Here is a 13,706-nt window from a genome sequence, read left to right on the forward strand (position 1 = left end):
TTGCGCCGCGCAAGCGGGTCTTAATAGGTGAATGCGTCGGCCTGGGCACAGCCGCGGCTCGCCATATCGGCACGCACGGTCCACACGTCATTGACGATGGTATGCAGCGTGGTGTCGCGCTTGCTGACGCCGCGGTGGAAGTCGGCAGGCGTCGCCTTGACCGACTGGCCCGGATTGCGGCCATCGGCATTGACCCTGACGAATTCGGCGGTTTTTTTCTGCAGTTGCTGGGACAGCGAGGCGCAACTGGCGCCGCTGGCAGCCAACGCGGGGGCGGCAAACAGAGCGGTGGCCAGCAAGGCGAGCGAAGAAATAAAACGTTTCATGGAATTTTCCTTTTGGAACCGGCGCTTGTCTGTCGACAGCTCGCCGGAAGCATGAATTTGTTGATGCAAAGAACTTTATTGTTGCGGTGCAGTATAAACGGAATAGTTGAGTCCTGGCATTTCATTCCGCAATGTCGGCCATATGCATGCTGAATGTGTGCGAATTTCTATGAACTAGCTCTATCAGAAATTCCAATGGACAAGCTCCTGTGTCCTTTAACGATCCGCAACCAGAAGTGACCACGTTCCGCAGACCGGTTCTTCCTGTTACTGCTGAAATAAATAGCAAAAGTTACGCACAAAATCCGTGGGTAAGCTTGTGGATATCTTGGGTGGATAACTCGTATTACATTGATTCAGTTAGAAAATATTTCACTGCTCAAAAATCGTCGTCAATAACTTGTCCACAGCTATTTCCTTCAATCCATCCACAAGCAATGAATACGGGTAATGCACAGGATCTGCACATGGCAGTCCACTTTTTGCTGGTAGATATGTCGTTGCCCGCGATTGAGAGCGATCAAGTTGGGCAACAGGGACAGCCTCAGTCTGACTCCGATTTGTCCGGCAGGCAGCAGGGTGCTTAGGGTATGCCAGCCGGCAGACTGAAAGAAAGGAGAGGGCAATGAAAAACGCAGGCCAGGATGCGCCGAAACTGTCCGCAATGGTGCTGCTGCAACCCGGCGCGCACCCGCCCCAGCGACAGCCGCAGCCAGCAGTTTGCCCGCTCGCTGGGCGCGGCATCGGCGGGCGATGCGCTGCATCTGCCGCCGGTGCCGCTGGATGCGACCCCGGCTCTTCGCGCAGAACGGCGTGCTGGTGCCTGCTGCCCTGTCCCAGGTGCGCAAAGGGGGACATGATCTGCGCCGGCATCGATATGTCCGACATTCCATCTTTCCCCTATTCCCTGCTATGGGGGAACGTCAACTGCGCTCGGTTGCCAATCTGACCCGGCAGGATAGAGAGGCTTTCTTCCGGCGCGCCGCCGGCCAACGCATTCAGGCACGGTCCGTAGGTTTTCCGCTCGACCAGGCCTACCAGGCGCTGGATGCGCTGCGCACCGGCGCGTTCGATAGCGCAGCTGTGCTGGTACCAGCATCAGGTCCACTCTAAATCCGGGCGGTAGCTAGGAAGCTGCACGCATGACGGAAACAGTTGCATTTCAAGAAACATTTGGCCGACAGGCGGCGTCTTTTCTTCGAACTTTATTGACGGATTCGCGCCATGATCATGCGTAAGGCTTTATTTTATGGTGCAGTGCAGTATAGTTGGAGCGTAAGTCGAAATGGAAATAGCGTGGTACTGTTTCGTTTCCGCCAGACCAACATTGTTACGCAGTCCAGAGCACACCATGAGTTTCCTGAATCTTGATCTGAATCTTCTCCGGGTATTCGACGCGGTCATGACCGAGTTGAACCTCACCCGCGCAGCCGACCGGCTCGCCACGACGCAGCCCGCAGTGTCCAATGCGATCAAGCGCTTGCGGGCGGTGGTGGACGATGAGCTGTTCGTTCGGACCGCTCACGGCGTCAAGCCGACGGCGCGTGCCGAGGATTTGCGGCCGGCGGTGCGGCTGGCGCTGGCAACGCTGGAAGCCGCGCTCGGTTCCGAGTCCCGGGACCTGTCGACCATCCAGAAAACCCTGCGGCTGTGCATGGCCGATTCGACTGCTTCCCTGGTGCTGCCACCACTGATCAGGCTACTCAAGGAAGTCGCACCCAGGCTCACGCTGCAGACCCTGCCGCTGCTGAGCCGCGACCCGCGTCCCGCGCTGCTGCGCGGCGAAATCGACCTGGCAGTCGGCTCCTTCCCAGGCATTGTGGCGCAGCTGACTACGGATCAGGAAGTAGAGTCGGGCGTCTGCCATGCCGCGCTGTACAGCAGCGAATATGTCTGCATCATGCGCAAGGGGCATCCGCTGGCGGAGCAGGAGCTGACTCTGGACGACTACTGCGCGGCCGATCATGTGCTGGTCAATTTCTCGGGACGGCTGCAGGGGCAGGCGGACAAGATCCTTGCGGAAATGGGACGCGAGCGGCGCGTGGTGCTGACCGTGAACCAGTTCGCCACCGCGGGTCAGATCGTCGGCTCTTCCGATCTGCTTTCCATTATGCCGATACACCTGATCGACCTGTGCAGAATGGAGTCGGTGCTGGTGTCCAAGCCGCTACCGTTCGCCCTGCCGGGCCTGAAGATCGACATGCTGTGGCATGAACGCGATGCCCGCGACCCGGCGCTGAAATGGGTCCGTTCCACCCTGCAGGCCGTGACCGCCCCGGATGCCAGGCAGACCATGGAGCAGGCCGGGATAGACCAGGCGCTGCCACAGATGACGCTCACCGAAACCGCGGACGCCACCATCCAATAAGGCGGATAGCACCGGCATGCCAGGCATGGCTGGCGCATGGGAGCAATGTTTGTCGATGCGCAACGGACAAGGGGCACGCCGGCGCAACGAAGGCAGGAAAGCGCAGTCAGACCACGCATCTCCTGTCTGCCGAATAAACCATGCCTCCATCCGACGCGTCTGCTCCGCTGCAATCCTCTTTCCCTTCCGACCAACGTTCCGGCCGCCGCGCCTTCCTGAAATACGCAGGCGGCATCGCGGCCGGCATTGCACCTCTTGCGGCGGCTCACGCCCAGTCGACGGCCGGGTCTGCCAAGGTGGACTTTCCGCCCGACCATGCGCAGTCCGAAGCGTCTGAAAAAATGCCCGATCCCGGCCTGCCGCCCGCCGAGCGCATTGGCTACGCCGTGGTTGGCCTGGGCCGGCTGACGGTAGGGCGCCTGTTGCCCGCGCTGGCCCAATGCAAGTATTCCAGACTCAGCGCGCTGGTCAGCGGCGACCGCGCAAAGGCGCAGAAGCTGGCGCGGCAGTACGGCTTGGCCGAGCAGTCCATCTACGACTATGGCAACTTCGACGCCATTGCCACCAATCCGGATGTGCAGGTCGTCTATATCGTGCTGCCCAACAGCATGCATGCCGAATTCACGATACGCGCCGCGCGAGCCGGCAAGCATGTGCTGTGCGAGAAGCCTATGGCCAACAGCGTGGCCGAATGCCAGCAGATGATACAAGCCTGCCAGCAGGCGCAAAGGAAGCTGATGATTGCCTACCGCAGCCAGTATGAGCCGCTGGCAAGAGCGCTTTTAAAGATGGCGCGGGACAAGAAACTGGGCGATCTCAGGGAATTCATTTCCGCAAATTCGCAGAACATGGGCGATCCGGCCCAGTGGCGACTGAAGAAGGCACTGGCAGGCGGCGGGCCATTGCCCGATGTCGGCATCTACTGCATCAATGCCGCCCGCTTCCTGTCGGGTGAGGAACCGGTCGAAGTGCAGGGCGGCATCGTCAACAACCAGGCTGATCCGCGATTTCGAGAAGTCGAGGAAAGCGTGCAGTTCACCCTGCGCTTTCCTTCGGGTTTCACCGCTACCTGCAGCAGCGGCTACAACAGCCACAAGTCGCAGTTCCTGCGGCTGCAGGGCACACTGGGCTGGGCCGAACTCGATCCAGGCTATGCATACGAAGGCAATCGGCTACGCTACGGCCTGCTGGAAAACGGACGCGAAGTCATCCACGAGCCGTCGATTGCCGCGTCAGACCAGTTCATGTTGGAAATCGATCACATGTCGCAATGTGTCCGGCAGGACCGACTGCCGCATACGCCGGGCGAGGAGGGGCTTCAGGACCAGCGCATCATTGAGGCAATCTATGCTTCCGCGCAGGCCGGCAGAGTAATCAGGCTCGATGCGCCTGGCAATACCCGCGGCCCGGAGCCGCAGCAGGAAGGATAAGGCGGGCACGGTACGACGGTTTGCATTGCCAGTAGCAGGCGCACCCGCGCCAGGGGTGCGCCGCCGGGTTCAATTCCGATGACTTACCTTTGCGAAGTGTCTGTCGCTCCTGATGAGGCAGGTCAAGGGCTCTGCTTAGATGAGCGATCGCTGCGGCAAAGTGACGTTATTCTTCGCGTCAGCAATACACCGAACTCATCCCGGAACCCGACCACATAAACCGCCCATGACCGGCATGACCCATGCACCAATAGATAGCGCGCAATGGCGTACAGCCCGCTGGCTGCTGCCCATGGTGCCAGGCTTCATCATCTACCGCATGATGCTCACGCAGGAATCGCGTGACATGCATTTCTTCCTTGAGCCGTGGTTTGCCACCATCGTGCAGAACGGCTTTCCCTCAATGGCGGGCGACTATGCCAACTATTCCCCGCCTTATCTTTATCTCCTTGGGCTGGCATCGGCATTTCATGCACTGGCGCCGCCCATCGTCCTCATTAAGGCGGTCAGCATTCTCTTCTGCTTGCTCGCTGCCGTGGTAGCCGGCCTGATCGTTCTTGAAATTACCGCTAGCAGACAAAAGGCGTTCATCTGCGCCTGCCTGTTTCCGCTGATTCCCACGGTAGCCGTCAATGCCGCGTGGTGGGGCCAGTGCGACGTGATCTATGCCTTTTTCCTTCTGGCCGCCTTTTGGGCCAGCCTGAAGCGCATACCCTTGTGGGTAATGCTGTTCTTCTCCATCGGCTTTGCTTTCAAGGCGCAGGCCATCTTCTTCGCGCCTTACCTGCTGTATCTGCTTTTGAAAAAGGAAATGCCCTGGAAGTACACCGTGCTGGTGCCACTGGTGTATGCCGCGATGATGGTGCCGGCCTGGCTGGCGGGACGGCCGGCGCTGGCACTGGCATCCATTTATCTGGATCAGGGCAGCTATTACCGTGTGCTTGCTGCGAACGCGCCCAATCCCTGGGCCTTTGTCGAGAAATACCATTTGCTGGCTTACCGGCCGGCGGTACTGGTGGGCCTGCTGATCGCTGCGGCCGTCAATCTCGGCCTGGTGTGGAAGGCACTGCATGCAAGACAGAATACGGCCGAGACCAAGCTGCTGCTGTTGGCCTCCACCACGCTGGTCAGCCCTTACCTGCTGCCCAAGATGCATGACCGCTATTTTTTCCTGGCTGATCTTTTCACCATTCTGCTGGCGGTCGTGGCGCCGAGGTATCGCTTGGCTGCGCTTGCCATGCAGGGTGCTTCGTTGGCCGTGTACCTGGCCTTTTTGAAAGGGCCGTTCTATCAGGCCGACAAGATTCCCCTGCTTGCCGCCGTGCTGACGAGCTTTGCGCTGATGTCCCTGCTGTATGCGCCGGCTTTATCCGGCGCGTGGAAGGGCTGGTTGAATCGCTCGGGCGCCGCCAGCCGCAGTGCGCTTTAACGTCATCGGTGGGCTGTGACGCCGACCTGTTGGCACATGTCGTGTACCGGGCAGGTGGAGCAATGCGGCAGCTTGCCGGTGCAGACATGCTTCCCGAAAGGCACCAGCAGTTCATTGATTTCAATCCAGTGCTGCTGCGGCAGCGTGGCCTCCAGCGCGAGCAGGGCCTTCTCGGGCGTGGCCGCACTGATATAGCCCCAGCGCGCGCTGACCCGGTGCACATGGACATCCACGCTGATGAAGGGCGTGCCGCAGGCTATGCCCAGCACGAGATTGGCGCACTTCGGGCCAACACCGGCGAAGGAAAGCAGTACTGCGCGGTCTCCCGGAAGCAGGCCGCCAAATTCCTCCGCCACCTGCTGCGCGATGGCTAGCATTTGGCTTGCCTTGCGTTCGTGAAAGGTGGAAGGGCTGATCAGTGCATCGACTTCCTCGTACTTTAGCCGTGCCACCTCTTCCGGCGTACGGGCGCGCTCGAACAACTTGCGCGACACGGGAAGCGTTACCTCATCATAGGTGCGTATCGAAATGATGCAGGCGAGCAACTGCTCGAAGGTTGAGCGGTAGCCTTCCTCAGCCAGCTGGAACAGGGCTGCTTTCGGCCACGGGCGGACGGCCTCGCGTATGCGCTCCAGCGCCAGGCCGATATCAAATGGTCTCTTTTCCATGCAGTTCATTTCCGTTTCTGTCAGTGGCTTGCGACGCATGGCCGTCGGAGCAATCTTTGGCGCTGTTCCTGCTGGCAGTGCGCGCCACGGCGCGGTCGAGCACCTTGTCGGTATAACCGGCGTATTTGACAAAAGTGTTGCGCGCGAACACGCAAGTGCCTCTTTTTCTGCACCTGGTACAGCGTGACTCTGCAAGGCAGGTTCCGGCCAAGGCTTGCCATGCCATTTAGTCGGCCGATGTCCCTGCTTCAATATGACCAGCTCTGGGGAGCCCCAACGTTGTGAAAAAGGCCGGGCAGGGAAGCCTGATGCAGGCTGCCAAATCCGGAGCGGTACCGAGCGGCTCCCAACCAAACGCTTGCTTTTACGCAAAAATCCGGCGAAATCTGCGGGGAAAATCCCACAGCGTGAAAAATTTCCTTATGGATATAAAAGAAAACCCTGATAATTCCTCCTTCGAGCCTATCAGGCACACGAACAGATACCAGTTATGGCAGAGCAGGCTACTGACGATTACGAAACACTGTTGCAATTCCTATATCGGACCCCGGTTGGCCTGATGCAGACCGCCAGCAACGGTGATGTGGAAATGCTTAACCCCATGGCGTCACAGCTGCTGATGCCCCTGGCAAGTCAGGGTAACCTTGACAATCTTTTCACGGTGATGGCGCCTTATGCGCCGCAGCTGCAACTGATGATTCGCGACTTTGCGCTGCCATCGGGCATCATCTGCGAGGCAGTAAAGGTCGAGCTGGGCGGCGGCCTGCCGCATGAACGGTCGCCAACGGTACTTGCGCTGAGCGTTCTCAAGGTCGACAGCACGCGGCTGATGGTTTCGTTGACCGACGTCACGCTGGAAATGCGGCGCGAGCAGGACCAGCTGGCCCGGGAACTCAGTCATGCGGCGCGGATCGACTCCCTGACCGGCATACCGAACCGGGTCGAACTGATCGAACACCTGCAGTCCATGATGGACGGCGGTGCGGTAGCTACGCGAGGCGGCGCATTGCTGTTCATGAACTGCGACCGCTTCCGGCAAATCAATGACATGCTTGGTTCCGCCGTCGGCGACGACATCCTGCGGTTGATGGGAGAACGGCTGCGCACCGCATTGCGTCAGCATGCGTTGAGCGATGGCGACGCCGCAGCATCCGGCGATCTGGTGGCACGCATCGGCAGCGATGAGTTTGTGGTTGTGGTGGATGGCGTGCGCACGCCGGATGTCGCCGAACGCGTCGCGCAGCGGCTGCAGAAGGCACTTTCGGTGCCCTACAGCGTGGGTGGAAAACAAATCGTCTGTCATTTCAGCACGGGCATTGTTGTTCTGAATGGCCAGGCTGGCGGCGCTGAAAGACTGCTGCAGGATGCCAGCATTGCGATGCGTGAAGCCAAGCGTTCCGGCGGCGCGACCTATGTGCTATTCGACCATGCCATGCGTGGCCGCGCGGAACAGCGCGGCGATATTGAAGTTGCGCTGAGGCGGGCACTGGCAGAGGACGAGCTGTTTGTCGTCTATCAACCGGTGGTCGGGTTACAGCCTGACGGCGTGATCGAGCAGTGTGCCGGTGTGGAAGCGCTGGTCCGCTGGCGGCACCCGGTGCGCGGCCTGGTGCCACCTGTGGAATTCATTGGTATTGCCGAGGAGTCGGGACTGATAGGTGCTCTCGGGCATTTCGTTCTTGCCACTGCATGCCAGGAATTCATGCGCTGGCAAGCCAAGCTTGGGCCGCGCGCGCCACGCCGTCTGGCAGTGAACCTGTCGCGGGCACAACTGGCGCAGCCGGACCTGGCTGACAGTGTGGCGGCAGTGCTCCAGGCCACCGGCATGCCGGCCGACCTGCTTCAGCTCGAAGTGACTGAAAGCCTGGCCGCGCAGGATGCGGAAGTGCGTGATTGCCTGCTGAGCCTGAAATCCCTAGGCATCCAGCTTGCGCTGGATGACTTTGGCACCGGGTATTCATCGCTCGCCTGTCTGCACCAGATGCCCGTCAATACGGTAAAGATAGACCGTTCCTTCGTCTGCCACGCAGACACCAGCATGCATCACCGGGTGCTGATCGAGGCTACCGTGATGGTGGCGCACAGCCTGGGCATGGATACGGTCGCCGAAGGCATAGAGACCACGGCCCAGGCCGCCGTTGTCATGCAACTCGGTTGCGACAAGGGGCAGGGCTACCTGTATGGCAAGCCGATGGAAGCGCGGGACCTGGTGGCTTGGGCGCTAGAGGACCTTGCGCCTGCGCTGGCCCTCTGATCAAGCCTTCGCCATCGACGGCTGTCATGCACAGTCAGCACTAAGGCCGGCTGCATGCCTTGCATGCGTGTTTTCCCGGTGTCGGCGCTTCGGTGCATTAGGCTCAATCAGCGTAGAATCACGGCTTTTTCCGGGCAGGGGATGTGGATGGACAAGTGGAGCGTAGTGAAGTGGGATAACGCAGGCGGTGTGCAATTGCTCGCAACTGCGCCGATTGCCGCTGGCGAGGAAATCCTGCGGGAGATGCCCCTTGTAACAGTGGCCAGCAGCGATCTGGAATTGGGAAGCCCCGCCTGGGACCTGACGCATAAATTGATTGCCGATACCCGACTGCGTGACGCCTACTACGCCTGGCAGCTGCGCAGCACGGACGCGCGTGAGCATAGCCGCGACGACCGGGAAATCGAGCGCTTGATGGCAAAGCGTTATGGCACGCCGCAAGCAATGATCGGCAGACTTCATGCCGGCGTCAGTGCCTATCATGTCGGCTATGCGCCCAGTGAGGGCGGGCATCAGGGCTATGGCCTTTACCAGACCCTTGGCCGCGTCAATCATTCCTGCGACCCGTGCGCTGAACTAGTGGTAATGGACAGTGCCAACGGCGAACAGGGCCTGCGTGCCATTAAGGACATCCAGCCCGGCCAGGAAATCACCAGAACCTACATCGATGACGCCAGCGGCTTCCTTGGCCGTAATTTCCTGGTGCGTAATGTCACGCTGGTCAGTCGCATGGGCTTTGTATGCCGCTGCCCCCGCTGCCACAGCGAGCGTCCGCAAGATTTGAAGAACGTTAACCTTCTGCAGTTTTTCAAATCCTTCCTGAAGGAGCAGGCCGAAAAGGAAGCGATGAAGGCAGGCCGCCAGGGGGTGGACAAGCCCTAGCCGTGTCGCCTGTCGGGCAGCGCCTTTTCCATTAACGCGCTGTGCCTAGATGGGGCTGGCTTCAGAGCCGCGCTTCATGAGTTCGCCAAGCTGCAGTTTCCGCAATATCAATCGTGCACTGTCAGGTAACCAAAATTAACGATGTCCGAAGTACTTGGTATGCATGGCATCCTGCGGGTGGCTCACGCAGGGCATTTGCAGTTGATCTTGCAGCGTTTCGTTTTCTCCGTTCAAGCCTCACAGAAAATACTGCTGCACGATGAGCCGAAGTTCCCTGTGGCAGCAGTCCAGCATTGTTGCTTTCTCCTTCCTTCTTCTCTTTTTCAGCAAAAATAATTTCTTTCAAGAATTAATTTTGTAGCTTATAGTTTTCGCCCCCAGGCGTACCGCCCCATCGCGTAGTCCACTGCGAAAGGATAAGAGAGAAGGGCAACCCTTATTAAAAACGCAATACTGATCGCCGCTATTGGAGCAAGTATTACCACCATGTCCACGACATTTGCCGGAAATGGTGCTCACTGGACCTATTGGGGTCATGCGGGAGCGGCCCACTGGGCGGAACTGGAACAGGACCTTCTGGCCTGCAAAACGGGCACTAATCAGTCACCAATCAACATCGAAGCCAGGAAAGTGAAGCCCGGTCCTTTGAAGCCGATTAATTTCGCTTACCAGGATACCGACGCCGAAGTGGTCAACAACGGCCATACGATTCAGGTCAACCTCGAGCAGACTGGCAAGACAGCCTTCGCCAGCTCGGATTACACCCCTGTGCAGTTCCATTTTCATACGCCCAGCGAGGAAAAGATCAACGGCCAGACCTATCCGATGGTTGCGCACGTTGTGCACAAGAATGCTGAAGGCAAACTGGCCGTGGTTGCCGTGCTTTTCAAGCAGGGAAAACACAATGCGGCGATGAAGACAGTCTTCGACAATCTGCCCGCCAAGGAGGGTGAAGTGAGCAAGCTCGATGCGCCCTTTAATCTCGATGCCATGTTGCCTGCCAACCGCGCCTATTACAAATTCACAAGCTCGCTGACGACGCCTTGCAGCGAGGATGTAAGCTGGCACGTTCTGGAGTCGCCGGTGGAGCCGTCAGTGGCCCAAATCGCAGTCTTTCGCAGGCTGTATGCAATGAATGCCCGGCCAGTTCAACCCCTCAATGGCCGCGTTGTCGAACTGCGCAAGTAAAACGCGCCATTGGCTGTTCAACTCGAAGCAGAGTGCAAGCGCTGAGCAAGCCGGCACCGCTGCTCACTAAGGGCCGCCGCTACGGATAGTGTAGGCCACCATTCTGGCATTGAGGTAGCTCGTGAGCACCCGCAAGCTTGCCGGCAGGTTGGCTAAGACTTAGCCTGGGAATGCTGGCATTCGCAACAGAACTCGCTACGAAGCGATTTTCTCTGTCCACCTTTTCCGACATTGCACCCTTATTGTGATAAGAAAAGTTATCGCAATAGCAGTCGAGGCGGAAATAGAATTGGACAAAATTATGGGTGAGAGACAGCGTTAATCTGTGCTGCCCGTGGTCAGTGCGAGGTTCTTTCCTACAAATGGGCGATTGATAATACCGGTTATCAATCGCCTATTCGGGGTGTGCAGTGCAGCATTTATTGAAAAGGCGGCGCTTTCTAGGGCAATAAAGCTGACTGCGCGAGCCGTTGCGCGTTCTGCAGACTTTACTGAATTCAAAAAAACCTGTGGAGGATAAGCAGTCAACAGGTTGGTGTATTGCAGGCTGTGCTTGGTCTGCTGTGATCGTGGGAGTTTCCATCCGTTGTGGATGGAAGGCGGAGCAGGCCGAACCTAGCGCCCCTTTGTATTTGCGGATGGAATTTAAAGATTAAACAGGGCTGCTTGCTGAGCGCCGCAGGCCCTGGTACTTTGACCGCGATCTCGACAGGCGGCGCGAAGGCATGCTTGAGGCACAGCGGTATGCATGGCATCACGATCAAATCATCGCCAGCGCGCCGGCACTCGGCGTTACTTGGATTAAGCTACATAGCAGATACCATGCGATAGATTTTCACGGCACTGCCACCACCCACCCACACCTCTTCAGGAGCAAAAAAATTTTACGGTTGATCGTACAGGGGATGGTCCGCATGCCAAGGTTCGCAGCCTTAGTTTTTCTGCTGGCACTGGCAGCTCTATCCAGTTGCATCAGCTATGCCGGCTACCTCCTGCTTGGCGTCATCGCCGACTTCCTAAACACCGGCCGATTCGCGGCCGGCCTGCTTTTCGGAGCACTGTTTGCCAGATTGCCTTGGATAAGTCAGGGCAAATTGGGAACCGTCGGCCTGTTACCACGGCGTGCTCGGCGGCCTGTAATGCTCGTCCTTTTCATGTGGTGCATAGCGAGCCTGCTTTACCGTAGCGAAATCGGGCCTGCAGTGTTTCCCGGGTTTTCGGCCGCCTTTCTGCTTGCATATCCATGGCTGCGACAAAAGGCGCTTCATCACATTCGGTCGTTCCTACAAGGCTCCATGCGAGGCCCGGCAAGGCGGAGCGCAAGCGATCCAGGAATCATTGATGTTGAGGTACACGAGAAGAAGGAATGAAGCCCGACGCGTATCTATAATAGACGCGCACACAGTCCTTTTTTTCTCCTGCTTGCCTTCTGGCTATGGCGACAGTCGGCCAGGAACGGTCCTTAAACGTACATGTTTAACCGACTGCTTTTTACTGAAAGCGGGTATTTCCCCGGAGCCAATGAAGGGCAAATTTCGGCCAGTAGCGGTGGGTCGTGATTGCACTCCATCTGATAGCATGTAGGCACCATTATTCATACCATCGCCAATAGATCGATAATCGATTTGTTTGGGAGGATTAATGAAGTCGTCTATGAAGGACATCAGGCAGCAGAGCAGCCTGCACTTCCTCGGCGAAATAGTTGAACTGCGCCTGCATAACTGGATTAGCGTTCGGGCTCACCGATCGCATTGACGTGCAGCCTGTCACTGGTCAGATCCATCCGAAGCCGGCTGTTCTACGCTTCCAGCTCTGTTGACGAACGGCGCGCCTGCCCGTTTGGTGACGGCTCTGGAGTTTCCTCGCCAGGAGCTTTACTCCTGCGTCGGTGCCAGTTGCTTAGCATGGCAACCGGAATACCCAACCGCCGGGCTGCCCCGCGACCGCCAACGCACTCAGTCAGTCGAACCGCTTGCAGCCTGAACTGCACGGTGTATTGCCTCGTCGGTACGATTTCTTTGCCCAGGTCGCTCTTTGTGTACACAGAAATCAAATTAAATTCTGCAATACGTGGAACCGGGGCAAGGTCAATTACATAAGCAGCGGTGTCTGCGCATCCACTTGGAAGTCCACCACGTTCGATGTCAGGGCCAACATCTGGTTGACCAGCGGCCGCGAGTCGCCGCGCCGCCATTGGAAAGAATAGGTGAGCGGAGTCAACGTGACCTCATCCGCCGGCATGCAAAGGAGACCTTGGCGCACTAGTTTCCTTGCCCAGCCTTCGGGCAGGATGCCGATACCGACCGACGCAATTAACATGCCGGCGATCGCCCCCCAATTATTGCAACTGATGCGCTCAACTGCGGCAATCCGGTTTGCCAGTAGCCAGTCGTCGATCAGGCGGGTGGTCCCGGCAGAGCGCGGCAGCGCGATGATCGGCTGGCTGCCAGCAACCATACTTGGCAAGTCCGGATACTTGCCTGCGACCGCCGGTGCCGTCACCCAGACGAACTGGGCCTGCGTGACCGGCTGGGACAGCACGCTTTGGCGCGACGAGCGGCCGGCGAAGATTGCGAAATCAAGTTCGCCGTTGTCCACCCGTGTTTCTAATACCGCGCCGACGTCGATGTAGGGCTCTAGCACGAGCCTTGGATTCTCGGTGCGCACCTGCGCGATGAAGCGGGGCAGCCAGGTCAATGCGCTCAATTCGCCCACGCCAAAGGCACAGCGGCCAATCAGGCCAGCGGTGAGGCCGAAGTCATTGCGGATGGAAGCAGCGGCGTCGAGCAGGGCTAGTGCCCGCGGCAGCAAGCCTTGCCCCGCCTCTGTTAGGGTCGCCCGGTGGCCGGTGCGGTCGAAAAGGGCGCCGCCAAGCGATTCCTCGAGTTCAGCAACCCGCTTCGACAGCGACGACACTGACAGATGCAGCCGCTCTGCGGCAATAGCGAAGGTCGCGCAAGTCGCGGCCCAGTAAAAAGCCTCTAGTTGTTTAAGCGTCACGCCAAGCCTCTTCTTTCCTTTTTCGAAATAAGTCTATCTTAAATTAATCGCTTTTCTTTGAAATGGTGAAGATTAATATGCTCCTACTAAGCCGCTATGTATCTGTTCACCTTTGCGAGACAGGTTGCTGCGGTCCTGACAGGTTTGAATGAGCAAGAGGT

General features: G+C 58.3%; 12 protein-coding genes. 7 read left to right on the forward strand and 5 right to left on the reverse strand.

Annotated elements, in window-relative coordinates; all coding sequences use genetic code 11:
- Positions 1-20: 20 nt before the first annotated feature.
- On the reverse strand, positions 21-326 hold the full coding sequence (locus tag KTQ42_RS19255; RefSeq protein WP_217347235.1) for a hypothetical protein: 306 nt from the start codon (positions 324-326) through the stop codon (positions 21-23).
- Positions 327-1,677: 1,351 nt separating this feature from the next.
- Here KTQ42_RS19255 and KTQ42_RS19260 point away from each other — a divergent pair.
- The 3 genes from KTQ42_RS19260 to KTQ42_RS19270 all read left to right on the forward strand — a co-directional run bounded on the left by KTQ42_RS19260 (position 1,678) and on the right by KTQ42_RS19270 (position 5,553).
- Positions 1,678-2,694, forward strand: a complete 1,017-nt coding sequence (locus tag KTQ42_RS19260; protein WP_217347236.1) for a LysR family transcriptional regulator — start codon at positions 1,678-1,680, stop codon at positions 2,692-2,694.
- 140 nt (positions 2,695-2,834) lie between these two features.
- Entirely contained in the window at positions 2,835-4,124 is a 1,290-nt protein-coding gene (locus KTQ42_RS19265) for a Gfo/Idh/MocA family oxidoreductase (protein ID WP_217347237.1), read from the forward strand.
- 235 nt (positions 4,125-4,359) lie between these two features.
- A complete protein-coding gene (locus KTQ42_RS19270; protein WP_217347238.1) occupies positions 4,360-5,553 on the forward strand; it encodes a hypothetical protein in 1,194 nt (397 codons plus the stop codon).
- Between the two features lie 2 nt (positions 5,554-5,555).
- Here KTQ42_RS19270 and nth read toward each other — a convergent pair whose 3' ends face one another.
- Both nth and KTQ42_RS19280 read right to left on the reverse strand, forming a co-directional pair.
- Positions 5,556-6,221, reverse strand: coding sequence for an endonuclease III (gene nth / locus KTQ42_RS19275; protein ID WP_217347239.1), 666 nt, complete (start codon positions 6,219-6,221; stop codon positions 5,556-5,558).
- Positions 6,202-6,372: a hypothetical protein gene (locus KTQ42_RS19280; RefSeq protein ID WP_217347240.1), complete on the reverse strand. Its 171-nt coding sequence runs from the start codon at positions 6,370-6,372 to the stop codon at positions 6,202-6,204. Before KTQ42_RS19280 ends, nth begins: the two co-directional genes overlap by 20 nt.
- A gap of 450 nt (positions 6,373-6,822) precedes the next feature.
- On the opposite strand from KTQ42_RS19280, the gene KTQ42_RS19285 reads away from it, so the two are divergent.
- Positions 6,823-8,475 carry a bifunctional diguanylate cyclase/phosphodiesterase gene (locus KTQ42_RS19285; protein WP_249223000.1) on the forward strand — a complete coding sequence of 551 codons (1,653 nt, stop codon included), beginning with the start codon at positions 6,823-6,825 and terminating at the stop codon, positions 8,473-8,475.
- Positions 8,476-8,622: 147 nt separating this feature from the next.
- Positions 8,623-9,357, forward strand: coding sequence for an SET domain-containing methyltransferase (locus KTQ42_RS19290; protein ID WP_217347242.1), 735 nt, complete (start codon positions 8,623-8,625; stop codon positions 9,355-9,357).
- 121 nt (positions 9,358-9,478) lie between these two features.
- Here the strand turns inward: KTQ42_RS19290 and KTQ42_RS19295 are convergent, their stop codons facing one another.
- Positions 9,479-9,703, reverse strand: coding sequence for a hypothetical protein (locus KTQ42_RS19295; RefSeq protein ID WP_217347243.1), 225 nt, complete (start codon positions 9,701-9,703; stop codon positions 9,479-9,481).
- Between the two features lie 140 nt (positions 9,704-9,843).
- On the opposite strand from KTQ42_RS19295, the gene KTQ42_RS19300 reads away from it, so the two are divergent.
- The gene (locus KTQ42_RS19300) at positions 9,844-10,545 is read left to right on the forward strand and encodes a carbonic anhydrase family protein (RefSeq protein WP_217347244.1); all 702 of its coding nucleotides are present in this window, start codon (positions 9,844-9,846) and stop codon (positions 10,543-10,545) included.
- A 725-nt stretch (positions 10,546-11,270) separates the two neighbouring features.
- A complete protein-coding gene (locus KTQ42_RS19305; RefSeq protein WP_217347245.1) occupies positions 11,271-11,915 on the forward strand; it encodes a hypothetical protein in 645 nt (214 codons plus the stop codon).
- Between the two features lie 721 nt (positions 11,916-12,636).
- On the opposite strand, the gene KTQ42_RS19310 is transcribed toward KTQ42_RS19305, so the two are convergent.
- Positions 12,637-13,545, reverse strand: a complete 909-nt coding sequence (locus KTQ42_RS19310) for a LysR family transcriptional regulator (protein ID WP_217347246.1) — start codon at positions 13,543-13,545, stop codon at positions 12,637-12,639.
- Between the last annotated feature and the right edge of the window lie 161 nt (positions 13,546-13,706).

Origin of the sequence: Noviherbaspirillum sp. L7-7A (assembly GCF_019052805.1) — a bacterium.
Classification (GTDB): domain Bacteria; phylum Pseudomonadota; class Gammaproteobacteria; order Burkholderiales; family Burkholderiaceae_D; genus Noviherbaspirillum_A.